Source organism: Billgrantia lactosivorans (assembly GCF_003254665.1).
Lineage (GTDB): Bacteria > Pseudomonadota > Gammaproteobacteria > Pseudomonadales > Halomonadaceae > Halomonas > Halomonas lactosivorans.
In genome coordinates this window covers 392,048-412,872 of record NZ_QHGY01000002.1, presented here as the reverse complement: position 1 = coordinate 412,872, position 20,825 = coordinate 392,048, and the positions used below count along the sequence as shown (strand labels likewise).

The following is a 20,825-nucleotide window of genomic DNA, read 5'->3' as shown; positions in this document are numbered from 1 at the left end:
GAAGCCTCTGAAGCAAGCGGAGGAAGGGGGGCGCACGGCGGCGCAGAAAGGCGACATGATACTGGAAAGCGATGGGCAGACGAAATGCAACGGATGACAGCCGTGCCCCGGGCCGTTATCGTGAAGCCCCCATCGCCGATCATCACCTGAATGCCCGAGCTCGATAGTCGTGCCCTGCTGAGCCGCCTGCGCCTGGCCGCCCTGCTGCTGCTGGGTGTCGTGCTGTGCCTGGCGCCCTACCGCCACTTCACGCCGGCCAGCGGCCTGCTGGAAGCCGTCAAGCAACGCGACTTCATCAGCATCCACACGCGCAACACGCCGACCACCTACTACGAGGGGCGCCACGGCCCGACCGGCTTCGAGTACGAGCTGATGCGTCGGTTCGCCGACTTTCTCGATGTCAGCCTGGCGCTGGATTCGCGCCACCACATCCAGAGCGCGCTGGACGCGGTGCGTGAGGAAGGCGACCTGGCCGCGGCCTCCCTGCCGCTGGACCTGACCCAGCGAGACCTTATCTATAGTCGCCCCATCCTCGACCTGCAACCGCTGGTGGTGTATCGCCGCGGGTTGCCGCCGATCGATGCGCCCGAGGATCTCGCCGGACTCGAGGTCGGCACCATCCGCGGCTCGGGAACCGACCTGGTTCTACGCGAGCTGCAGGCCGATCATCCCGCGCTGGGCTGGCGCGAATCGCCCGAGGTGGAAGTGGCCGAGCTGCTCAGCCGGGTGGAGAGCGGCAGCCTCGATGCGGCCGTGGTCTTCGAGCACCAGTTCCGCATCAACCGGATCTTCTTTCCCGGCGTCGAGCGCGGCTTCCGGCTGGGCAAGCCGCTCAGCCTGGCCTGGGCCTTTCCGGCCGAGGGCGGCTTGAGACTCCAGCAGCAGGCCAACCGCTTCCTCGCCGACCTGCAGCAGGAAGGACAGCTGGACGAACTGGTCGCCCGCCACTTCGGACACGACGACTACCTGGAGTATGTCGGTGCACGTACCTTCATTGCCCACCTCAACGAACGCTTGCCCGACTACGCCGAACTGTTTCGCGAGGCGGCACGCGAGACCGGCTTCGATTGGAAGCTGCTGGCGGCACTGGGCTATCAGGAGTCGCACTGGGACCCCGAGGCCACCTCGCCCACCGGGGTACGCGGCCTGATGATGCTGACCCTGCCCACCGCCGGCGAGATGGGCGTAAGCGATCGGCTCGACCCGGCCCAGAGCGTCAACGGCGGGGCGCGCTACCTGCGCCAGATCGAGGAACGCCTGCCCGAATCGATCCAGGGCGACGACCGGCTCTACATGGCCATGGCCGCCTACAACGTCGGCCTCGGCCACCTGTACGACGCGCGCACCATCGCCGAGGAGCGCGGCGGCGACCCGGACAGCTGGCGTGACGTGCGCGAGGCCCTGCCGCTGCTGCAGCAGCGCGAATGGCACAGCCAGACCCGCCATGGCTATGCTCGCGGCGGCGAGCCGGTGATCTACGTGCGCAACGTGCGGCGCTACCATGAGATCCTGACCTATGTCGATCGCAGCCAGCAGCAGTACCTGCAGCTCGACGCCTCACCGAACGGCGAGGAGGAGGATGCCCCGCTGTTCGACATCATCTCGCCGCTTCTCTAGCAGCGCGCGCCCAGGCATCGCCATGCCGCCCTGCTCGCCTGCCAGGCCATCGCGGCCTCGCCCCCGCTGCCGGACTTAGCCCCCGTCGAGAAGGCCAGACGAGGCTTCGCCGCGCTCGCGCCGGGCCTCGAAGAAGGCCTTGAGCAGCCGCGCCGCCCGCGCGGCGAGAATCCCCCCTTCCACCTCGACTCGATGGTGGTGCCAGGGCTGGGCGAACAGGTTGGCCTTCGACTCCACCATGCCGGTCCGCGGCTCGGCGGCGCCATAGACCAGCCGGGCAATGCGCGCATGAATGATCGCCCCGGTACACATCAGGCAGGGTTCCAGGGTGACGTAGAGGGTGCAGCCATCGAGGCGGTAGTTGCCCAGCCGGCCGGCGGCATCGCGCAGCGCGCGGATCTCGGCGTGGCCGCTGGGGTCGTGCTGGGAGATCGGCGCATTGTAGCCGACGCCGACGACCTCGCCCGCAGCATCCACGACAACCGCCCCCACCGGCACTTCGCCGGCGGCCAGCCCCTCGCGGGCTTGGTCGAGCGCCCGGTGCATGTAGAATTCGTCACTGCGCATCGGCACGGACTCCGTTATGCTGTGGCCTGAAACAACCGTATGATACGCCCGAGGGAGCCCCCCATGACCGATGCCCTGAACGAGCTCGTCGCCCTGCTTGGCCTGGAAGAGATCGAGGAGAACCTGTTCCGCGGCCGCAGCCAGGACCTCGGCCTGCCGCAGCTGTTCGGCGGGCAGGTGCTCGGCCAGGCGCTGTCGGCCGCCACCCACACGGTGGATGCCAGCCGCCAGGCGCACTCCCTGCATGGCTATTTCCTGCGCCCCGGCGACCCCCATCGCCCGGTAGTCTATCAGGTCGACGCCGTGCGCGACGGCGGCAGCTTTACCACCCGGCGCGTCACGGCCATCCAGAAGGGGCGCCCCATCTTCTTCTGCAGCGCCTCCTTCCACGGCCGCGAAGCGGGAATGACCCACCAGATGGTGCCCACCCTGACAAGCCCCGAAGACTTGGCCCAGGATCCGAGCGCCCGCCTGGAGCGCTTTCCCGGCCACCCCATCGAATTCCTGCACCTCGGCGACGAGGCCGAGCCGGGCCAGCCCTCGCGCAAGCGGCTGTGGTTCCGCCTCACCGGCGAGCTGCCCGACGATCCCGCCCTGCACCGCTACCTGCTGGCCTACAGCTCCGACTTCAACCTGCTCACCACCGCCCTGGTGCCGCATGGCATCACCTTCCGCGACCCCAGGCTGCAGATCGCCAGCCTCGACCATGCGCTGTGGTTCCACCACGATGTCCGTGTCAACGACTGGCTGCTCTACGACATGGACAGCCCCTGGGCAGGCGGCGCCCGCGGCTTCGCCCGCGGCAGTATCTACGACCGGGATGGCAGGCTGGTCGCCTCCACCGCCCAGGAGGGGCTGACGAGGCTACGCGAGTAATGACCCCGAAGAAGCGGGATCTGGAAGAGAGGACGGACGCTCCTTCATTTCGGAAGCGCCCGCTGGAGGCTTGTCAGAAGCTGTCCCATTCCGGTTCCAGGTGGCGACCGGCCGGGTTCTGCCGGGGGCTGCTAGACGACGCCGGCGACTGGGTCAGGGCTGGCGCATCGCCTGTGGAGGAAGTGCTCTGAACGCTCGGCATATGTGCCGGAGATGTATCGTTCTGCCCGATCTTGAAGAATGCCACTGCCTCGCTTAGCTCCCGGGCCTGTTGCTCAAGCGCAGCCGAGGCATTGGCGGTCTGCTCGACTAGGGCGGCATTGTCCTGGGTTACCCGATCCATCTGGTTCACGGCCACGCTGACCTGCTCGACGGCAGAATTCTGCTCATGGGAACCTCTCGCCACCTCATCCATCAGCGCCGACACCCGCTTCACGCCTGCTCCAATCGCCTCCATCGCCGCGCCCGCCTCATCGACCAGCAGGCTACCCTCCCTGACGATCTCCGCGTTCAGATCGACGCGTGACTGGATTTCCTGAGCCGCATCGGCACAGCGCTGAGCAAGGTTACGTACCTCCTGTGCCACCACGGCAAAGCCGCGCCCCTGCTCACCGGCACGAGCCGCCTCCACGGAGGCATTGAGTGCCAGAATATTGGTCTGAAACGCTATGCCATTGATGACTTCGATGATGCCACTGATTTTCTCCGAGCTCGCATTGAGCTCTTTCATCTTTCCCGCCACCAGCTCGGCCTTCTCGCCGCCCATCTCGGCACTCTTGTTCACCTCGCTAGTCAGCTGGTTCCCCTGCTCCGCATGTTCCGTGTTCTGCTTCACCGTGGCGGCGACCTCCTCCATGCTGGTTGCCGTTTCCTGAAGGCTCGAGGCCTGCTCCTCTGTTCGCTGGGAGAGGTCGATATTGCCCGAGGCAATCTGTCTGGAGCCGGTGGCGATACTGTCCGCTGACTGTTGAATGGAAACGATGAGCTTGCACTGCTGGTCCTGCATGGATGCAAGCGCACGCAGGGCAAGCCCCACCTCATCCTTCGTCCCTGTCTCGATGTGTTGGTCCAGTTTTCCCTTTGCCATGAGAGCGAAGTAATCCATCATCCGCCGGAGCGGCTGGCCGATAGAACGAATTAGCCACCAGCTCATCCCTGTAGAGGCGAGCAAGGCAAAAAGAAAAGCACCAATGATCAGATTACGCTCAATGACATAGAGATCCAGGGCACTATGGTACTCTTCAAGGGCAAGCTGCTCCTGCAGGTCGATGAGTTCATGGGCCACATCGTTAGCCTCCTGAAACAGCGGCAGCACCTGCTCCTGATAGGCCCGATGGCCGGCCTGGTAGTCGCCTTCGGCGTAATGGCTCATCGCCAATTGAAGGCCAGAGGTAACGAACTCTCCCCGGTTCCTTTGGAACGCATCGGCAAGCTGACCTCCCTCTTCCGACTGCTCGGTAGCCCTGAAGCGCTGCCAGATTGTTCCTATTTCCTCGATGTTATGCTCGACAAGAGACTGCAAGTCGCTAAACGATCGTGCCCCGCTGCTTTCTAGTTCCAGGTTTGGATCGCTCAGCACGAACTGGCTCATGGCTATGATATTCGCGCGCATGAGTTCGTCGATTCGAGTTAGCTGCCGCGTAGCCATGAGCCGGTCATCGTATATGGTCTGTATGGCACGGTTACTGTTATTCATGCCATTCAGACCAAATCCGCTGACGACAACAAGAATCGCAAGAAACAAGATACTGAACAGGATCAGCTTTGCTTTGATGGTTATATTCATTGACGCCTCCGCATCGATGCATTAGCACATATCGCCGGCAACTTTCTCTTTAAGTGAGCCATCCCCCCAGCAGGAAGCGTTTCGCTCATAACATCAACGTCACACTAGTGGCAGCAAGATCGCTCTCAGGAAAACCCTGATAAAATATTTTCCGTAAGAAATATCAGCGAGCCTCTATACCTATAGCGGCCGATAGCGAACCGACTTTAGAATAAATTGGTTAATTATAATTTGAATTCAGCAGGATAAAGAAGCATATTCCATGCTTATTGCATTCGAATACCGGGTACGTCGTGGCACGCTGATGCTTTCGCCCGCGGCAGCATCTACGACCGCAGCGGCCGGCGGGTCGCCTCCACCGCCCAGAAGGGACTGACCCGTCTGCGCGATACCCCCTGACACGATTCGTACGCCCCCACGAGGTCACTACCCAACGAACGTCGTAGTCACGGAGCGTCAGGATGACCTAAAGAATTGTAGAAATCGGCCGAAGTTAGTAAGTGCTTACGAGCGTATCAGTACACTTCCTTTCTTCGAGGTTTCGCAATGCACGCATCGGTTCCCACGGCCTCATTCTCCTTGAGGCTCCAGGCTCGCCTTCTGCTCCTGGTTCTACTACCCCTGTTGCTGACCACCCTCAGCCTGGTGGTCATCGATGCCTATACCCGCATCCAGGACAGCCGGGCCAATCTGGAGCAACAGCGTCAACTGCTCATCGATACCCGCAAGGCAGGGGTACGTGACGTGGTCGAGAGCGCCCACACCGCCATCGAACCCATCCTGCAAGCCAGCGACCTCAGCGACGCCGAGCGAAGTGAACGTGCCGCCGAGATTCTGCGTGCCATCAAATTCGAAGGCGGCAACTACGTCTTCGCCTATGGCTACGACGGGCTCAACGTGGTGACCGCGCCGATGCCCGAGCGCGAAGGCACTAACATGTGGGACCTGCAGGCCCCGGATGGCTCGTACATCCTTCAGGACCTGATTGCAGCGGCGCAGCGAGGCGGTGACTTCTATGAGTACCCCTGGGAGCATCCGAGCACAGGGACCGTCGAGCCCAAGTACTCCTACGCGGCGAACGTGCCGGAGCTGGGCTGGATGATCGGCGCTGGCGTCTATGCCACTGAAATCGATGCCGCCATGGCCAGCGCCCGGTCTCAGGCAGCCAGCGAACTGCGCCAGTCCATTCTGGCCTCGTCATTGCTGGGTCTGGGCCTGTTCGTCGGCGTGGCGGTCGTATCGATCTGGCTGGTGCGCCGTACCGTGCGCCCGATCCGCCGCACCGCCGAGGCCATGCGCGACATCGCCAAGGGGCAGGGCGACCTGACCCGCCGGCTGAAGGTCGAGAGCCGCGACGAGATCGGCGAACTGGCGAGCCAGTTCAACGCCTTCGTCTCGCGCATGCAGGACACCCTGCGCGACGTGCGCCGCAGCACCGCCAGCGTGAACCAGGCCGCCGAGGAGATCGCCCAGGGCAGCGACGAGCTCGCCACCCGCACCGAGCAGGCTGCCGCCAACCTGCAGGAGACCTCCGCCTCGATGGAGGAGATCACCGCCACGGTGAACCACAGCACCGAGTCCGCCGAACAGGCCAACCAACTGGTGGTGGCCACCTCCCAGGTCGCCCGCGACGGGGAGAGCGCCATGCAGCGGGTCGAACGCACCATGGCCGATATCGACGCCTCGTCGAGCCGCATCGCCGAGATCGTCGGCCTGATCGACGGCATCGCCTTCCAGACCAACATCCTGGCGCTCAACGCCTCGGTGGAAGCGGCACGCGCCGGCGAGCACGGCCGCGGCTTCGCCGTGGTCGCCCAGGAAGTCCGTACCCTGGCCAGCCGCTCCGGCGAAGCCGCCAAGGAGATCCGTGACCTGATCAACACCTCCGTGGCCCACGCCCGCGACGGCAGCGAGATCGTCCAGCGTGCCGGCGCCACCATGCAGGAGATCGTCTCCAGCGTGGCGCGGGTCAGCGACGTGATCGCCGAGATCAGCGCCGGCGCACGTGAGCAGAACGCTGGCATCGGCCAGATCAACACCGCCGTGGCCGAGATGGACACCATGACCCAACAGAATGCCGCCATGGTGCAGCAGACCTCCACCGCCGCCACCGAGATGCGCCGCCACGCGCAGCACCTCGGCGACCTGATCGGAACCTTCGTCCTTGGAGAGGATGGGGCCTCACAACCGAAGACGCAGCAACGGGGCGCTCCTGCGGCCCGGCCCGCCGCGCTGCCGCGCCCCGCCGCGGACCCCAGGCCGCGCAAGGCACAAGCGTCGCCCGCCGCCGAGGAGGAGTGGGAAACGTTCTGAAACAACCAGCGGCCAGCCAGGGGCCGGCCGCTCCTCGCTTGCCTTGGGTACCGCGATCAGGTGCGTATGCCGGGCACGTCATGGCGAAGCCGCGGCACGGGCTGTGGCGGAGGCACCTCGGTGGTGACCTCGAGCTCGCTCTCCTCGCCCTCCTGCCAGTAGCGCAGGTGGGCGTCCTCGTCCACGGCGGTATCACGCACCAGCTCGAGGTAACGTAGCGGCGTGACGGGTACCTCGCCGTTGACCTCGATCAGCAGCGCGCCGGGGCGCAGGCCGGCCTCGGCCGCCGGCCCGCGCACGTCGCTGACCAGCACGCCGGGACGATCCGGCAGGTCCAGCGCCTCGCGCAGGTCGTCGGTAGCCGGCGTGACGGTGATGCCCAGCGCCACCACCACTTGTTCGTCCAGCCCTTCGTAGTCGATGTTGCGGGCGGCCTCGAGCACCTGCGGCGAGACGTGGATGCTCGCTCCCACATGGATGGCCAGGGCAATGGCATCGCTGGGCCGGCTGTCGACGAGCAGCGTCCCCTTACCCCCTGGCAGGCTCAGCTCCAGCATGCCGAAGAAGGTGTTGTCGATGATGGCATCGACATAGACCCGCTCCAGGGTAACGTCGATCTCGCCCAGCACGTCGCCGAGCAGGTCATGGGTCATGGGCCGCGGCGGGCGTTCGCCGGCCAGCCCGCGCAGGATGGCTCCCGCCTCGCTGGGGCCGATGAAGATCGGGATCACCTCACGCACACCCGGCTCTCGCAGCAGCACCACCGGCGGGCCGCCGAAGCCGGCCAGCCCCACCGTGGCGACTTCCACCTCGACCATCTCGTCGACCTCGGCGGCGAGTTCACGTGTGTCCGCCAGCGGCGAGCCCGCCAGCAGCACGGCACCGCACAGCAGCGACAGCAGATAGCGCCAGCGAATGGGCAACGGCATCGGCCCCTCCCGCACACATGCAGTCAGTCTTCAGCATGGCACCCCGACCGCCTTCTCGCCATGCCATGCCTCGCCCGACCGATGCCATGCGGGCTTGCCGGAAGCCGTGCGGCGTTCCACGCTAGGAACATGCTTTCCAGGGAAGGGAAATGCCATGGAGGAAGTCGCCGGCGAGTTTCTGGCCACCAATACACGGCTCGTCGAACTGGCCGTGGCGCTGCTGCTGGGCGCGCTGATCGGTATCGAGCGCGGCTGGGTCGCCCGCGAGCGGGAATGGGGCGAGCGGGTCGCCGGGGTACGTACCCACGCGCTGGTGGGACTGTTCGGCGGCGTGGCGGCCCTGCTGTCGGAAGTACTCACGCGCTGGGCCTTTCCGCTGATCCTCGTGGCCGTGGCGTGCATCGCCCTGGTGGGCTATCGGGCGCGCCTGGAGCAGAGCCAGGACTACAGCATCACCGGGCTGATCGGGCTGCTGATGACCTTCTGCTTCGGCGCCCTGGCGGTGGCGGTGGACATTGGGCTGGCCACGGCCTGCGCGGTGGTCACGGCGCTGATCCTCGACAACAAGCGTGAGATCCACGGCCTGCTCAATAAGCTTCAGGCCAACGAACTCGACGCCGGGCTCAAGCTGCTGCTGATCAGCGTGGTGATGCTGCCGCTGCTGCCCAACGAGGACATGGGCCCCGGCGGCGTGCTCAATCCTCGGGAGATCTGGTGGCTGGTGGTGCTGATCGCCTCGATCTCGTTCGTCGGCTACTTCGCCGTGCGCCTCGGCGGCACCGAGAAGGGCATCCTGTTCACCGGGCTGTTCGCCGGGCTCACCTCCTCCACCGCCCTGACCCTGCAGTACGCCCGCCAATCGAAGCGCGAGCCGGAACTCGCGCCGATGCTGGCCGCGGGCATCCTGCTGGCTTGCGGCACCATGCTGCCGCGCCTGCTGCTCTATGCCGCCCTGCTCGGCCCCGCGCTGCTGCCGCGCCTGTTGGCACCGGTCGCTGCCATGGGCGTGACGCTCTTTCTGCCGGCACTGTGGCTATGGCGCCGCCATCGCCGCGACCTCAAGGCCGACCGGCCGATGACCCAGAACCCGCTGGAGCTGCGTGCCGCGCTGCTGCTCGGCGCCCTGCTGACGGTGGTCATGGTGCTGGGCGAGTGGCTGCGCACCTGGCTCGGCGATGCCGGCGTCTACCTGCTCGCCGCCGTTTCCGGCATGGCGGACGTGCATGCCGTTGCCCTGTCGCTGAGCCGCATGGCGGCGAGCACCATCGAACTCTCCACCGCCGTGCAGGGCATCGTGCTGGCAGCCTCGGTCAACAATCTGTTCAAGGTGGTGCTGTCGGTCAGCGCCGGCAATGCTCGCCTGGCCCGCTGCATTGCCGGCCCGACATTGGCTTCCGCGGTGGTGGGACTTGGCGTCGCCTGGCTGACCCCGGGCTAGGGCAGCCTCAGCGCCTCGCGGAACCCACCCCAGATCATGCGCTTGCCATCGAACGGATGGTTCGCAGGATCCATCATGCCGGCCATGCGCGGGTCCTCCATCACCTTGGCATTGATGCGGTCGCGCTCCTCGCGCGAGGCGTAGAGGATCCAGGCGAAGATCACCGTCTCCCCCGGTTCGAGCTTGACGCTCAGCGGGAAGGAGGTGTGCTCTCCCGGCGGGACGTCATCAGCCACGCACTCCACGTACTCCAGCGCGCCGTGATCGCGCCAGATCTCGCCAGCTTGCCGGGCCATGTCCAGGTAAGCGTCGAGGTTCCCTTCGGGAACCGGCACGACGAAACCATCAACGTAGCTCATGGGAATCTCTCCTGAGTAATGAACTTGGGATAGCCAAGAGGCCTCATCCCTCTTTCGAACCAGCCAACGGCAAATCGACATCGGCGGCGCTGGCCTGCACCTCGCCCAGGCGGCGTTCGAGGAATCGTCGCTCGGCGTCGTGCGTGACCAGTGCCAGCGCCTCGCGGTAGTGCACCGCCGCCTCGGCGTGGCGGTCCAGCCGGCGCAGCAGGTCGGCGCGCGTCGCCGGCAGCAAGTGGTAGTGGGGCAGGGAAATCTTCTCGAGCAGCTCGAGGCCCGTTTCCAGCCCATCGGCCATGGCGATCGCCACGGCCCGGTTGAGCGCCACCACGGGGGTGGGCTGAACGGCGTAGAGCAGGCTGTAGAGCGCGGCGATACGCCGCCAGTCGGTCTCCGCCGCTGTCGCGGCCCGGGCATGCAGCGCGGCAATGGCGGCCTGCACGGCGTAGGGGCCGAACGAGCCGCCACGCAGCGCCACCTCGACATGGGCGCTGCCCTCGGCGATCTCGTCGACGTTCCAGCGCGTGCGATCCTGCTCCTCCAGCAGCACGATGTCGCCGACCTCGTCGGTACGGCTGTCGCGCCGGGAGTGGTGCAGCAGCATCAGCGCCAGCAGACCACGCGCCTCGCGTTCCGCCGGCAGCAGCCGCACCAGCATCCGCCCCAGGCGAATCGCCTCGGCACAGAGGTCGCTGCGCACCCAGTCGTCGCCGAAGCTGGCCGCATAGCCTTCGTTGAAGATCAGGTAGATCACCGCCAGCACCGACTCCAGGCGCTCCCCCAGCGCCGCGTCGTCGGGCACCTCGAAGGGAATGCCGGCATCGCGGATCTTGGCCTTGGCCCTCACCAGCCGCTGGGCCAGGGTCGGCACCGGCACCATGAAGGCGCGGGCGATCTCCTCGGTACGCAGCCCGCCCAGGGTATGCAGCGTCAGTGCCACCTGGGCGGGTCGCGCCAGGGCCGGGTGACAGCAGGCGAAGATCAGGCGCAGGCTGTCGCGCGGCTCGGCCTCGAGGTCCTGATCGAGCAGCAGTTCCAGGTGCTGGCGCAGCTCGTCGCCCTTGCGCTCGCGCATCTGCTGATGCCGCAACTGGTCGACGACCTTGTGGCGTGCAGTGGCGATCAGCCACGAGGTCGGGTTCGGCGGCCAGCCCTGGGCCGGCCACTGCACCATCGCCGCCTCGAAGGCCGCCTGCACGGCATCCTCGGCCAGCTCGAAGTGGCCGAAACGGCGAATCAGGCTGGCCAGCACGCGGCCATACTCGCGGCGATAGAGTTCGTCCAGGGTCACTGAGGCCTCACAGTCGATAGGCGGGGTCCACCGGTCGCACCTCGACCGAACCGCCGACCCGCAGCGGCGGGATGCGTCGGGCCAGCCCCAGGGCCTCGTCCAGGTCGCGGCATTCCACTACGTGAAAGCCACCCAGTTGCTCGCGACTCTCGGCGAAGGGCCCGTCCAGCGTCACCACCTTGCCGTTCTGCTCGCGCAGGGTGGTGGCCGAATCCACCGACTGCAGCCGGGCGCCGCCGCGGTAGTGGCCGCTGGTGACCATCTCCTGGATCAGGGCGTTGTAGTCGTTCATGACCGAATCGCGCTCGGCATCGGGCAGGCCGTTCCACAGCGCTTCGTCGATACAGCACATCAGCATGTATTGCATGTCAGTTTCTCCTGGGTCGTTGACAAGACTAGCTCACTGGCCGTCATTGTTGAGTCGTGCGGGCGCCCTGGAAATCGACACGCCCCTCCTAGATCAACCCGGCCGCCACCAGCTCCTCGGCCACCGCGTGAATCGCCGCTTCACTAACTCGTGAATAGGAGTTGCTTATGCGCATGCCCTTGGTGTACTGAATGAAAATTTAAGGCAGGTATAAACATGCAAATCACCCGTAGCCGGGACTTCACCGCCGAGCGCGCCTGGGGCGCCAAGGACATCGCCAGCATGAACGGTATCACCACCCGCCTGCACTGGACCGACCGGCCCTACCGCTGGCACGTCAATGACGGCGAAGAGGTCTTCGTGGTGCTCGATGGCCAGGTGGAGATGCGCTACCGCAGCGCAGGCGTCGAGCATTCCCGACTGCTGGAGGTGGGCGACATCTTCTTCGCCTCGGTAGGCACCGAACATGTCGCCTGCCCGCTGGGAGAAGCCCGGGTACTGGTGGTCGAGAAGGAAGGCAGCATCTAGGCCCCGTCCCATACCAGCACGAAGCGCTCCCTGGGCCAGCGCACCTTGGCCTGCCCGGCCAGGCGATCTTGCGCCGTATCGCGATAGCCCAGCGCCAGCAGCACCACGCTACGCAGGCCCTGCTGCTCGAGGCCCAGCAGGGCGTCCAGGGCGGGCGGGTCGAACCCTTCCATCGGTGAGGCGTCGATCCGTTCCGCTGCCGCGGCGGTCAAGGCCGTGCCCAGGGCGATATAGGCCTGTCGCGCTGCCCATTGGTGACGTGCCTCGGGGGTGGCAAAGCCGGCAACGGCGGCATGGAGTGACTGCCGATACCCTTCCAGTTCCTCCGGGTCGATACCGCGGGCCGCGGCGGTCAACGCCACCAGCTCATCCACGTGCCGGCCGTCCACTTCGGCCCAGGCGGCGAAGATCAGCAGGTGGGAGCATTCGCTGACCTGGGGCTGGTCGCACGCAGCATGCCGAATCCGCTCGCGCAGCGTCGGGTCTTCCACCACCAGCACACTGTAGGGCTGAAGGCCGTAGGACGACGGCGCCAAACTCGCTGCCTCGAGGATGGTATCGAGCGTGGCCTGTGGCACTTCTTCTCCATTCATGCGCTTGGCCGCGTAGCGCCAGTGCAGGGCTTCCATGAGGGACATGAGATTCTCCTGTGGTCAGGCTTCCGCCGTGGCAGGCGGAGTCGTGTCACGGCGCGCAGCGCCGCGGTGGAAAAGAGCCGCACCGAGGATCACCAGCCCCCCCGCCAGGCCCAGGTAGGGCGGTACCGCCTCGCCCAGCAACGAGACGGCGATCAGCGTGCCGACCAGGGCCGCCACCATGCCGATCTGGCTGAGATAGACGGGGCCGGCAATTTTCTGCAGCACGAAGTAGAAGACGTAGAGCACGGTGAAGACGGCAACCTCGGCGAGCAGCAGGCTGAGCACCCCTGTCGAGCCGACCAACCGGCCGAACTGCTGCGCCTCGAACGCCAGCACGAAGGGGGCTAGCGCCAGGGCGCCCCCCAGCAGCATCAATGCAGCGAGGTAGATCGGCTCCGCCTCGTCGGGCCAGCGCAGGGTGCGATAGATGTTGCCCAGCGCGATGATCAGCGGAATCGTCAGCACCAGAGCCACCCAGCCCTGGGCCCCCTGCATGCCACCCGCCTTGGCCCACGCCAGCAACACCCCGCCCGCCAGACCCAGCAGCACGCCGGAAAGCCGCAGCGCTCTGATGCGCTCCATGCCGAGCCCCACCGCCAGCACCCAGGTGACGAGGATCGGGAAGGCAAAGCTGAGCGAGACGAATCCCGCCCCCACGTGGCGCACCGCCAGAAACCCCAGCGCATTGGGCAGCGCGAAAAGGGCGCCCGAGACCAAGGCATACTCGACGATGCGGCGGTCGAGCTTCATCGGCTGGCGCTGCAGGGCGGCGAGCGCCAGGAGCAGCACGCCGGCAACGAAAACGGCCACCATGAGAAAGCTCAGGCGCGGAGCACCGGCACCGTCGGCGAGCTTGGCCACGGCCAGCGACAGGGCCAGCAGGCTGCCGACCAGCAGCAGGCAACCCAGGGCGTACCAGCCGGTGCGGTTGCGTGACTTGGTTGAGTTGGTCATGATCGGCTCCTGTTCAGTGCGGGAAAAGATTCTCGACACAAAGTATCTTGATGGAAAGATAAATGCGCCTATGAACCGTGTCAAGCACGCCATTGCTCAATGGCAACAGGAGATGCCCGAGCTCGACCTCCTGCCGATGGAAGTAGTGGGCTATCTGAAGACCACCCAACAGCTCGCCCAGGAGCGCCTCCAGGCCTTTTTCAAGGAGTACGGCCTCCAGGCGGGCGAGTTCGACGTGCTGGCGACGCTACGCCGCTCGGGCGCCCCTTACCGTCTGGGGCCGACGCAGCTGTTCGAGACGCTGATGGTCTCGTCGGGGGGCATGACCAGCCGGCTCGATCGACTGGAGAAGGCGGGCCTGATCGTACGCTCGCCGAATCCCGAGGATCGACGTGGCACGCTGGTGTCGCTGACCGAGGAGGGCCTGGCGCTGATGAACCGAATGGTTCCCCGCCACGTGGAAAACGAAGCCGGGATGCTCGGCGCCCTCAGCCGCGAGGAGCAGCGAACGCTGAGCAGGCTGCTCGGCAAGCTGCTGGAGGGATTGTCCGAAGGAGACTGACCAGCCCCTGTCGCTAGGCGAGGGTGAACAGGTCTCCCTGCAAATGGCGCCGCTCGTGCTCCACCAGCCAACGCTTGCGCGGCAGCCCGCCGCCATAGCCGGTCAGGGTGCCATTGGCCCCGATCACTCGGTGGCAGGGCACCACGATGGCCACCGGATTGGAGCCGTTGGCCAGGCCCACGGCGCGACTGGCACCAGGCCGCCCTATTCTGGCCGCCAGCTCGCCGTAGCTGATCGTGGTGCCGGCCGGAATCCGTCGCAGTGCCTGCCATACCGCGCGCTGGAACTCGGTGCCGCCAGTGGCCACCGGCAGCCCATCGAGATGGGACGGATCGCCGTCGAAGTAGGCCTCCAGCGCCTGGCGGATGGCTTCGGGCGCCGCCCCTTCGACGAGCTCGTAATGCCGATAGTGGCGCCCCAGCAGACGATGCAGCCGTTCATCGTGGCTGTCGAATTCCAGCGCGCGCAGTGCCCCTTGGTCGTCGCCGACCAGCCTCAGCTCGCCCACGGGGGACGGCAGTCGATCAAGCCAGAGCCGCATCGCGTTTCTCCCGTTGCGGTTTTGCTGCCGTCGTGGTGGCCGCATCGGCATGCCACAGGTGCATCACGGCATAGGCACGCCAGGGCCGCCAGGCCTCGGCGCGCGCCAGCAGTTCGCGCGGCGTGGGGCGCCGGCCCTGCTCTGCCAGCGCCCGCTGCAGCGCCACGTCTCTCGGCAGGAAGGCGTCACTCTCCTGCAGGCCGCGCATGGCGATGTAGTGCGCCGTCCACTCGCCGATACCTGGCAGGGCGCACAGGTGTGCCACGGTCTCGTCGAGATCCTGGCGCCGTTCGAACAACCGTGGCTGCTCGCGGTAGGCAGTCGCCAGCGCTACCAGGGCGGTGGCGCGTGCGCCGGGCATGCCGAGCGCCTTGATCTCATCGAAAGTGAACCGCTCGGGCGCAGGGAATAGCCGCTCCAGGCCGGTGTCCTCCTGGCCTGACACGCGCTCACCCAGCCGTTCGACCAGCCTGGCGGCCAGCCGCGTGGCCGCATCGACGCTGACCTGCTGACCGAGGATGGCGCGCACGGCGACCTCGAACGGATCCCATCCTCCCGGCACGCGAAGCCCCGGGCGCTGCGCAACCAGCGGCGCCAGCGTGGCGTCGCGACTGAGCTTACGGCCTATTGCCACAGGATCGGCCTCGAGATCGAAGAGCCGCCGCAGTCGTTCGCCCATCTCCGGGAGGGCCTCACGCGAAGAGAGCCGGACCGACGCCCGCAGCGCATTCTCTTCAGGCGCGTGGCGCACCGTGACGCGACCTAGCGCTCCGCCCAGACGGAAGATTCGGTGATACCCCTCGCTGTCGATGCGCTCGAGCCCCGGGATCGTCCGCCGGGCCAGGAAGGCCAGCACCGCGTGCCAGTCATAGGGTGGCCGGTAAGACAAGCGCAACATCGACTCGGTCATTCGAGTCGCATCATTGGCGCGGTTGGTTTCGGTCGAGAGGTCCATGGCTCCATTCTAGCCTGGGCGCAGCCATCGTCTGCCGGTTTTCGGACCTGAATGGCAGAAAAAGTGGCTCTCCAAAACATCCTCGAAATGGCTCTTAGCAAGGAACCATCCTCGCTTCACACTGGGATGCCCCCTACCGCCAACGCGAGGTGCCCGCCATGCCCGTACGCCCTGCCACCCTCGACGACCTGGAGCCGCTCAGCGCGCTGCTCGATGGCTACCGTCAATTTTATCGCCAGGAGCCAAATCTCGAAGGCGCCCGGCGCTTCCTGCAGGCACGCCTGTCGCGCGGCGACTCGCATCTCCTGGTGCATGAAGGGCCGCAAGGAGAATTGCAGGGCTTCGTTCAGCTCTATCCGCTGCTCTCCACCGTCCGCCTGGCACCGCTGTGGCTGCTCAACGATCTGTTCGTCTCGCCCGAGGCGCGCCGCAGCGGTGTCGGCCGCGCCCTGATGCAAGCCGCCAGGGAACTGGCCGAAAGCCATGGCGTTGCTCACCTCAAGCTCGCCACCGAAATCACCAATCGCACCGCCCAGGCACTCTACGAATCGCTCGGCTGGCAGCGCGACACCACCTTCTACCACTACGGACTACTGTTCGCCACGCAAGCGAACCAAGGCTGACCCGGAGGCACCATGTACGCTCCCCCTTCAATGCAGCTCGGGCGCAATCAGGCCTGGGAATTGATCGAGCGCCACGGCTTCGCCGTCCTGGTCGGCGCCGACCTGCAGGCCACCCACCTGCCCCTGTTGCTGGAACGCAGCGAAGGCGAGCAGGGCACGCTCTACGGCCACTTCGCCCGAGCCAACCCGCACTGGCGAACGCTCGATGGCAATCGGGCGCTGGCGATCTTCAGCGGCCCCCATGCCTATGTCTCACCGGCCTGGTACGCCAGTCAGCCAGCCGTGCCCACCTGGAACTACCTGGCCGTACACGCCACGGGTACCCTCGAATTGCTGGGGACAGAGGCCACGCGTGAACTGCTCGATCGCAGCCTGGCTCACTTTGAGCCCGCCTTGCTCGATTCGCTGTCCCGTGAGCCAGGCTACCTGGAGAAGATGCAGACCGGCGTGGTCGGCTTTCGCCTGCCCATCGAGACGCTGGTGGGCAAGGCCAAGCTAGGCCGTCAGCGCTCTGAGGCTGACCAGGCCGGCGTCGAGGCAGCCCTGGCCGAGAGCCGCGACCCGCAGGCACGCCAGTTGTGGCGTTACATGCAACAACTGGCCAATGAGGAGGGCATGTCATGACCCTGGCCGACGTGAGCCACAACATGAGCCACAACGACTTTGGCCAACCGGTCGGCGCCGCCATGTCCGACTGGCAGCCGACACGCCGGCCGGATCGAATACCGCTGCTGGGCCGCAGGGTTCGCCTCGAACCGCTCGCGGCCGAACGCCATGCCGATTCGCTGCACGCCGCCTTCATGATGCCGGGCGAGGGCTTGCACGATGGCCCGGCGGCACGCTGGACCTACTCCGGCGGCATGCCGTTCACCGATGCCGGGCAGTGCCGTATCTGGCTGGCCGAACGGGCGCGCAGCGAGGATCCCCTCTTCTACGCCATCGTCGAGGTGGACTCCGATCGTGCCCTGGGACTGGCCAGCTACCTCAATATCGTGCCGGAGCACGGCAGCATCGAGGTCGGCCACATCCACTTCACCCCAGCGCTACGGCGCACGCCGGCGGCCACCGAAGCCATGCTGCTGCTGATGCGCCACGCCTTCGCGCTGGGCTACCGGCGCTACGAGTGGAAGTGCAATGCGCTCAATGCCGCCTCGCGGCGTGCCGCCGAGCGGCTGGGCTTTCGCTTCGAGGGAGTGTTCCGTCAGCACCGGGTGGAGAAAGGACACAGTCGCGACACCGCCTGGTTTTCCCTGCTGGACGGCGAGTGGCCTTCCGTCGAGTCATGCCTGGAGCGCTGGCTTGCGCCGGAAAACTTCGATGGAGAGGGCAGACAGATAAGCTCACTGTCGGCGCTGACGCAGACGTACCGCTGAACGACTAGGCGTCTGCCAATTCACACCACGCCTGAGCCAGCCAGTGGCCTGCCCTTTCGATCTCGGCCTCGACGGTACCGGCATAGCCCAGTACCAGGCCGGGCCGGCCGGGGGCGTTGAGATAGTAACTCGACAATGGGGACAGCAAGATCCCCTGCGCCGCGGCGTTCTCGACCAGGATGCGTTCGTGCTCGGGCTCGTCGAGCCAGGCGACCAGGTGCATCCCGGCCTGCCCGTCGGATAGCCGCAGGCCCCGCGCCGGCGCCAACGCCTTGCGCAGCAGCGCCTGACGCCGGCGGTAACAGTCGCGCATGCGCCGCACATGGCGCGAGAAATGCCCGCGGGCGATGAATTCCGCCACGGCGGCCTGCACGGCGTACTGCCCTTCGCGATGAAGCCGGGCATTGGCACGGCGGAAGGGCCCCACCAGCGCCTCGGGCAGCACCAGGTAGCCCAGCCGCAGGCCGGGATACATGACCTTGCTGAAGGTGCCGACGTAGATCACCCGCGAGTCGTTCACCAGGCCCTGGAGGGCGGCGATGGGCCGCTCCGCGTAGCGGAACTCGCTGTCGTAGTCGTCTTCCACGATCCAGGCGCCATGCCGTTCGGCGACCTCGAGCAGTGCCAGGCGCCGGGCCAGGCTCATGGTGGCCCCGCTGGGATACTGATGCGAAGGCGTGACGTAGATCAGCCGCGGTTGCCGGGGACCGGACATGCCATCGATGCACATGCCCTCGCCATCCACCGGCACCGGCGTCATGGCGAGACCGGCCGCCATGAAGCAGGCCTGGGCGCCGTGATAGCCCGGCTCTTCGAGCCATACCCCGTCGCCGCTGTCGCTCAGCAGCCGCACGATCAGCTCGAAGCCCTGCTGGGCGCCCTGCACGATGAGGATCTGTTCGGGGCGGCAGCGCACCGAGCGGGCGAGCGACAGGTAGTCGGCCAGCGCCTCGCGCAGTGCCGGCACGCCCCCCTGGGCCTGGTAGTCGAGCCAGTCCAACGGCATGCGCCGCTGGTGATGCCGCAGCAGCCGCTGCCACTCGGCATGCGGGAAGCGATCCAGCGCGGGCACGCCGGGAACGAAGGCGGAGTAGCGCCCCTCTCGCGAGTGGCAGAAGGCGAGCAGTGCCGTGCCGCGTGAGGAGAGCCACGGGGGACCAGCGCGCGGGGGAGAGGCTGGAGCGACACCGTCCGTCGCGGGCGCCTGCACGTGATGGAACGGCAGGTCGGCAACGAAGGTGCCCGCGCCATGGCGGGTGGCAAGAAACCCCTCGGCCAGCAGCTGATCGAAGGCGGCCAGCAGCGTGTTGCGCCCCAGACCCAGCTCGCGGGCCAGCTGCCGGGTGGAAGGCAGCCGCTGGCCGCTGGTCAGCCGACCCGCCTGGATCCACTCGCGCAGGGTGTGATAGAGACGGCTGGACAAGGGTTGGCTCGACGGCTCCCCCAGCGCCAGGCCCAGCGCATCGGCCAGCCAGTCGGCGCGTTCCAGGCGGGTCCTTGCTCGTGGCGCCGCGCCCTCAGCGACCCGGTTCATCCGCCACGACCCGATTGCGCCCGGCTCGCTTGCCTTCGTATAGATTCTGGTCGGCACGATGGAGAATCGCCTCCACCGTCTCCTCGGTGCCGTGGAATGCCGATACGCCACAGGTGATGGTGACGCCGAAGCGGTGCCCCTCCTCCGAGGTGAAGGCCTGCTCCTGCACCAGCTGGCGCACCTTTTCCGCCACGCCGACCGCCTCCTCGAGGCTGGTTTCCGGCAGCAGCAGGGCAAACTCCTCTCCGCCGAGCCGCGCCGGGATGTCGTTCGTCCGCAGCTTTTCGCGCAGCAGCTTGCCCACGTTCAGCAGCACCTGGTCGCCGGCGGGATGGCCATGCGTATCGTTGATGCGCTTGAAGTGATCGAAGTCGAACAGCACCACCGAAGCATGTCTGCCGTAGCGGCGGTAACGGGCCAGCTCCTGGAGCAGTCGCTGCATGAAATAGCGACGATTGTAGAGTGTCGTGAGTTCGTCGGTGCGCGACAACTGGCGCAGGCGCAGCTCGAGTTTCTTCTGCTCGGTGATATCGCGCACGGTGCCGATCAGGATCTGCTCGTCGCCCTCGGGAACGTAGTCTGCCAGCTCGTGAACCCAGCGAATCTCGCCATCGGGGCGGATGATGCGGTGCTCCACGTCATGGGTGCCGGTTTCCTGCGCGCGCCACATGCTGGCCTCGACGCTTTCCAGGTCCTCGGGATGGACCATGGCCTTGAAGCCACGGATGCTGGGGGTGAAGGTGCCGGGATCGACGCCGAAGATGTCGTAGGTCGTCTCGGACCAGAACAGCTCGTTCTCCTTGAGGCTGGCCTTCCAGTAGCCCAGCCGGGCGATCTGCTGGATCCGGTTCAGGGTGCGCTGGAGACGCCTGATCTCCTCGCGCGCCTGTTCGAGTTCGTTTCGGATCGCGCCGCAGGGGTCGGCTGGCAAGCGGCCAGCATGCGCTCCCCCGGATAGCCGCTCATGATCGATCCTGCCCTGCGAGCCCTTCATGGCATCTTTGCGACACTTTCGAGACAAGTTGGATGCAGCATACCGCTACTCACGCGTCTCTACCAACGCCCTCACGACGCTAACCGCCCTCCTTTGCACCTGGATGGAGCAAGCCTTGCAAAATACCGCACCAGCCCCGCGTGACCATCGCGCATCATGGCGTGATGGTTCCAGACCACCAGGGGACGTGCCATGCAGGCCAGCAGGCCCAGGCGGGGCGGTACCGTGCGGACCTGCCAGAGATAGCGAACCCGAGTGCCCGCCTTCTCTCCGTGCAGCTGCCAGCGGCCGAAACCGGCCACGTCGCCACTGGCTTCGCCCTCGATCAGGCTGGGTTCGCATACTCGCGTAATGCGAATGTCGAAGCGCAGGTAGTACCCCAGCCGACTCTTCCACACAAAGTGCTGGATACGTCCGATGCCCTGCTCGTTGCCGGCCTCGAGTTGGCGAGCTTCCACCAGCCCGGGCCACCAGTCGGGCCAGTGCAGCGGGTCGGCCAGGGCATCGAACACGGCCTCGACCGGGGCATCGAAGTCCCAGGTGGTGTCGAACGCGAATTTCGCCATGGCTGCGCAGCCGG

22 protein-coding genes are annotated in these 20,825 nt (G+C 66.4%); 9 read left to right on the top strand and 13 right to left on the bottom strand.

Translation table 11 applies throughout. The annotated features are described in order from the left end of the window. The first annotated feature begins 150 nt into the window (after nucleotides 1-150). Nucleotides 151-1,617 (top strand): membrane-bound lytic murein transglycosylase MltF, encoded by a 1,467-nt coding sequence (mltF, locus tag DIS04_RS07590; protein ID WP_111413164.1) that lies wholly within the window; start codon nucleotides 151-153, stop codon nucleotides 1,615-1,617. 75 nt (nucleotides 1,618-1,692) lie between these two features. Here the strand turns inward: mltF and tadA are convergent, their stop codons facing one another. Further along, on the bottom strand, nucleotides 1,693-2,184 hold the full coding sequence (gene tadA / locus DIS04_RS07585) for a tRNA adenosine(34) deaminase TadA (RefSeq protein WP_111413163.1): 492 nt from the start codon (nucleotides 2,182-2,184) through the stop codon (nucleotides 1,693-1,695). Nucleotides 2,185-2,247: 63 nt separating this feature from the next. Here tadA and DIS04_RS07580 point away from each other — a divergent pair, with 63 nt between their 5' ends. Then, nucleotides 2,248-3,060, top strand: a complete 813-nt coding sequence (locus DIS04_RS07580) for an acyl-CoA thioesterase (RefSeq protein ID WP_111413162.1) — start codon at nucleotides 2,248-2,250, stop codon at nucleotides 3,058-3,060. A gap of 73 nt (nucleotides 3,061-3,133) precedes the next feature. On the opposite strand, the gene DIS04_RS07575 is transcribed toward DIS04_RS07580, so the two are convergent. Next, the gene (locus tag DIS04_RS07575) at nucleotides 3,134-4,846 is read right to left on the bottom strand and encodes a methyl-accepting chemotaxis protein (RefSeq protein ID WP_111413161.1); all 1,713 of its coding nucleotides are present in this window, start codon (nucleotides 4,844-4,846) and stop codon (nucleotides 3,134-3,136) included. A gap of 624 nt (nucleotides 4,847-5,470) precedes the next feature. Between DIS04_RS07575 and DIS04_RS07565 the strand changes: the two genes are divergently transcribed. Next, a complete protein-coding gene (locus DIS04_RS07565) occupies nucleotides 5,471-7,159 on the top strand; it encodes a methyl-accepting chemotaxis protein (protein ID WP_340148166.1) in 1,689 nt (562 codons plus the stop codon). Between the two features lie 56 nt (nucleotides 7,160-7,215). On the opposite strand, the gene DIS04_RS07560 is transcribed toward DIS04_RS07565, so the two are convergent. Continuing rightward, entirely contained in the window at nucleotides 7,216-8,088 is an 873-nt protein-coding gene (locus DIS04_RS07560) for a bifunctional nuclease domain-containing protein (protein WP_245904517.1), read from the bottom strand. Nucleotides 8,089-8,242: 154 nt separating this feature from the next. Between DIS04_RS07560 and DIS04_RS07555 the strand changes: the two genes are divergently transcribed. Beyond that, nucleotides 8,243-9,526 (top strand): MgtC/SapB family protein, encoded by a 1,284-nt coding sequence (locus tag DIS04_RS07555; protein WP_111413159.1) that lies wholly within the window; start codon nucleotides 8,243-8,245, stop codon nucleotides 9,524-9,526. On the opposite strand, the gene DIS04_RS07550 is transcribed toward DIS04_RS07555, so the two are convergent. Genes DIS04_RS07550 through DIS04_RS07540 form a run of 3 tightly spaced genes read right to left on the bottom strand, consistent with a single transcriptional unit; the run spans nucleotide 9,523 to nucleotide 11,543 of the window. Continuing rightward, the gene (locus tag DIS04_RS07550) at nucleotides 9,523-9,885 is read right to left on the bottom strand and encodes a DUF1428 domain-containing protein (RefSeq protein WP_111413158.1); all 363 of its coding nucleotides are present in this window, start codon (nucleotides 9,883-9,885) and stop codon (nucleotides 9,523-9,525) included. The two genes, DIS04_RS07555 and DIS04_RS07550, sit on opposite strands and share 4 nt — an antisense overlap. Nucleotides 9,886-9,928: 43 nt before the next feature. After that, nucleotides 9,929-11,176, bottom strand: coding sequence for an RNA polymerase sigma factor (locus DIS04_RS07545; protein ID WP_218938136.1), 1,248 nt, complete (start codon nucleotides 11,174-11,176; stop codon nucleotides 9,929-9,931). 7 nt (nucleotides 11,177-11,183) lie between these two features. Continuing rightward, a complete protein-coding gene (locus DIS04_RS07540) occupies nucleotides 11,184-11,543 on the bottom strand; it encodes a YciI family protein (RefSeq protein ID WP_111413156.1) in 360 nt (119 codons plus the stop codon). Between the two features lie 216 nt (nucleotides 11,544-11,759). Between DIS04_RS07540 and DIS04_RS07535 the strand changes: the two genes are divergently transcribed. After that, on the top strand, nucleotides 11,760-12,071 hold the full coding sequence (locus DIS04_RS07535; RefSeq protein ID WP_162623037.1) for a cupin domain-containing protein: 312 nt from the start codon (nucleotides 11,760-11,762) through the stop codon (nucleotides 12,069-12,071). Here the strand turns inward: DIS04_RS07535 and DIS04_RS07530 are convergent. Both DIS04_RS07530 and DIS04_RS07525 read right to left on the bottom strand, forming a co-directional pair. Further along, on the bottom strand, nucleotides 12,068-12,709 hold the full coding sequence (locus DIS04_RS07530) for a nitroreductase family protein (RefSeq protein ID WP_111413154.1): 642 nt from the start codon (nucleotides 12,707-12,709) through the stop codon (nucleotides 12,068-12,070). The genes DIS04_RS07535 and DIS04_RS07530 overlap by 4 nt on opposite strands. A 15-nt stretch (nucleotides 12,710-12,724) precedes the next feature. After that, nucleotides 12,725-13,663: a DMT family transporter gene (locus DIS04_RS07525; protein ID WP_111413153.1), complete on the bottom strand. Its 939-nt coding sequence runs from the start codon at nucleotides 13,661-13,663 to the stop codon at nucleotides 12,725-12,727. 70 nt (nucleotides 13,664-13,733) lie between these two features. Here DIS04_RS07525 and DIS04_RS07520 point away from each other — a divergent pair, with 70 nt between their 5' ends. After that, a complete protein-coding gene (locus DIS04_RS07520) occupies nucleotides 13,734-14,225 on the top strand; it encodes a MarR family winged helix-turn-helix transcriptional regulator (RefSeq protein ID WP_111413152.1) in 492 nt (163 codons plus the stop codon). A gap of 13 nt (nucleotides 14,226-14,238) precedes the next feature. Here DIS04_RS07520 and ogt read toward each other — a convergent pair whose 3' ends face one another. Together ogt and DIS04_RS07510 are read right to left on the bottom strand one after the other, a co-directional pair. Further along, complete coding sequence (ogt, locus tag DIS04_RS07515; RefSeq protein ID WP_111413151.1) at nucleotides 14,239-14,766, bottom strand: methylated-DNA--[protein]-cysteine S-methyltransferase; 528 nt, start codon at nucleotides 14,764-14,766, stop codon at nucleotides 14,239-14,241. Further along, on the bottom strand, nucleotides 14,750-15,664 hold the full coding sequence (locus tag DIS04_RS07510) for a DNA-3-methyladenine glycosylase family protein (protein WP_162623036.1): 915 nt from the start codon (nucleotides 15,662-15,664) through the stop codon (nucleotides 14,750-14,752). Before DIS04_RS07510 ends, ogt begins: the two co-directional genes overlap by 17 nt. A gap of 215 nt (nucleotides 15,665-15,879) precedes the next feature. On the opposite strand from DIS04_RS07510, the gene DIS04_RS07505 reads away from it, so the two are divergent. From DIS04_RS07505 to DIS04_RS07495, 3 genes are read left to right on the top strand one after another with little or no spacing between them, the layout of a single operon-like run. Further along, nucleotides 15,880-16,344, top strand: a complete 465-nt coding sequence (locus DIS04_RS07505) for a GNAT family N-acetyltransferase (protein ID WP_111413149.1) — start codon at nucleotides 15,880-15,882, stop codon at nucleotides 16,342-16,344. A 12-nt stretch (nucleotides 16,345-16,356) separates the two neighbouring features. Further along, complete coding sequence (locus DIS04_RS07500; protein ID WP_111413148.1) at nucleotides 16,357-16,968, top strand: FMN-binding negative transcriptional regulator; 612 nt, start codon at nucleotides 16,357-16,359, stop codon at nucleotides 16,966-16,968. Further along, on the top strand, nucleotides 16,965-17,717 hold the full coding sequence (locus tag DIS04_RS07495; RefSeq protein WP_245904516.1) for a GNAT family N-acetyltransferase: 753 nt from the start codon (nucleotides 16,965-16,967) through the stop codon (nucleotides 17,715-17,717). The genes DIS04_RS07500 and DIS04_RS07495 overlap by 4 nt, the downstream gene beginning before the upstream one ends. A gap of 4 nt (nucleotides 17,718-17,721) precedes the next feature. Here DIS04_RS07495 and pdxR read toward each other — a convergent pair whose 3' ends face one another. The 3 genes from pdxR to DIS04_RS07480 form a co-directional block, all read right to left on the bottom strand. Further along, nucleotides 17,722-19,251 (bottom strand): MocR-like pyridoxine biosynthesis transcription factor PdxR, encoded by a 1,530-nt coding sequence (gene pdxR / locus DIS04_RS07490; RefSeq protein WP_111413147.1) that lies wholly within the window; start codon nucleotides 19,249-19,251, stop codon nucleotides 17,722-17,724. Beyond that, nucleotides 19,235-20,182 carry a GGDEF domain-containing protein gene (locus tag DIS04_RS07485; protein ID WP_245904515.1) on the bottom strand — a complete coding sequence of 316 codons (948 nt, stop codon included), beginning with the start codon at nucleotides 20,180-20,182 and terminating at the stop codon, nucleotides 19,235-19,237. The genes pdxR and DIS04_RS07485 overlap by 17 nt, the downstream gene beginning before the upstream one ends. Nucleotides 20,183-20,316: 134 nt before the next feature. Continuing rightward, the gene (locus DIS04_RS07480) at nucleotides 20,317-20,811 is read right to left on the bottom strand and encodes an SRPBCC family protein (RefSeq protein WP_111413145.1); all 495 of its coding nucleotides are present in this window, start codon (nucleotides 20,809-20,811) and stop codon (nucleotides 20,317-20,319) included. Between the last annotated feature and the right edge of the window lie 14 nt (nucleotides 20,812-20,825).

Excerpts from the sequence above, each read along its gene's own strand:
- tadA (WP_111413163.1), bottom strand. The coding sequence starts at position 2,184 with ATGCGCAGTGACGAATTCTACATGCACCGGGCGCTCGACCAAGCCCGC.
- DIS04_RS07495 (WP_245904516.1), top strand. The coding sequence starts at position 16,965 with ATGACCCTGGCCGACGTGAGCCACAACATGAGCCACAACGACTTTGGC.
- DIS04_RS07540 (WP_111413156.1), bottom strand. The coding sequence starts at position 11,543 with ATGCAATACATGCTGATGTGCTGTATCGACGAAGCGCTGTGGAACGGC.
- DIS04_RS07530 (WP_111413154.1), bottom strand. The coding sequence starts at position 12,709 with ATGTCCCTCATGGAAGCCCTGCACTGGCGCTACGCGGCCAAGCGCATG.
- DIS04_RS07500 (WP_111413148.1), top strand. The coding sequence starts at position 16,357 with ATGTACGCTCCCCCTTCAATGCAGCTCGGGCGCAATCAGGCCTGGGAA.
- DIS04_RS07520 (WP_111413152.1), top strand. The coding sequence starts at position 13,734 with ATGAACCGTGTCAAGCACGCCATTGCTCAATGGCAACAGGAGATGCCC.
- DIS04_RS07525 (WP_111413153.1), bottom strand. The coding sequence starts at position 13,663 with ATGACCAACTCAACCAAGTCACGCAACCGCACCGGCTGGTACGCCCTG.
- DIS04_RS07480 (WP_111413145.1), bottom strand. The coding sequence starts at position 20,811 with ATGGCGAAATTCGCGTTCGACACCACCTGGGACTTCGATGCCCCGGTC.
- DIS04_RS07560 (WP_245904517.1), bottom strand. The coding sequence starts at position 8,088 with ATGCCGTTGCCCATTCGCTGGCGCTATCTGCTGTCGCTGCTGTGCGGT.
- pdxR (WP_111413147.1), bottom strand. The coding sequence starts at position 19,251 with ATGAACCGGGTCGCTGAGGGCGCGGCGCCACGAGCAAGGACCCGCCTG.
- DIS04_RS07575 (WP_111413161.1), bottom strand. The coding sequence starts at position 4,846 with ATGAATATAACCATCAAAGCAAAGCTGATCCTGTTCAGTATCTTGTTT.
- DIS04_RS07535 (WP_162623037.1), top strand. The coding sequence starts at position 11,760 with ATGCAAATCACCCGTAGCCGGGACTTCACCGCCGAGCGCGCCTGGGGC.
- ogt (WP_111413151.1), bottom strand. The coding sequence starts at position 14,766 with ATGCGGCTCTGGCTTGATCGACTGCCGTCCCCCGTGGGCGAGCTGAGG.
- DIS04_RS07510 (WP_162623036.1), bottom strand. The coding sequence starts at position 15,664 with ATGTTGCGCTTGTCTTACCGGCCACCCTATGACTGGCACGCGGTGCTG.
- DIS04_RS07505 (WP_111413149.1), top strand. The coding sequence starts at position 15,880 with ATGCCCGTACGCCCTGCCACCCTCGACGACCTGGAGCCGCTCAGCGCG.
- DIS04_RS07580 (WP_111413162.1), top strand. The coding sequence starts at position 2,248 with ATGACCGATGCCCTGAACGAGCTCGTCGCCCTGCTTGGCCTGGAAGAG.
- DIS04_RS07555 (WP_111413159.1), top strand. The coding sequence starts at position 8,243 with ATGGAGGAAGTCGCCGGCGAGTTTCTGGCCACCAATACACGGCTCGTC.
- DIS04_RS07550 (WP_111413158.1), bottom strand. The coding sequence starts at position 9,885 with ATGAGCTACGTTGATGGTTTCGTCGTGCCGGTTCCCGAAGGGAACCTC.
- mltF (WP_111413164.1), top strand. The coding sequence starts at position 151 with ATGCCCGAGCTCGATAGTCGTGCCCTGCTGAGCCGCCTGCGCCTGGCC.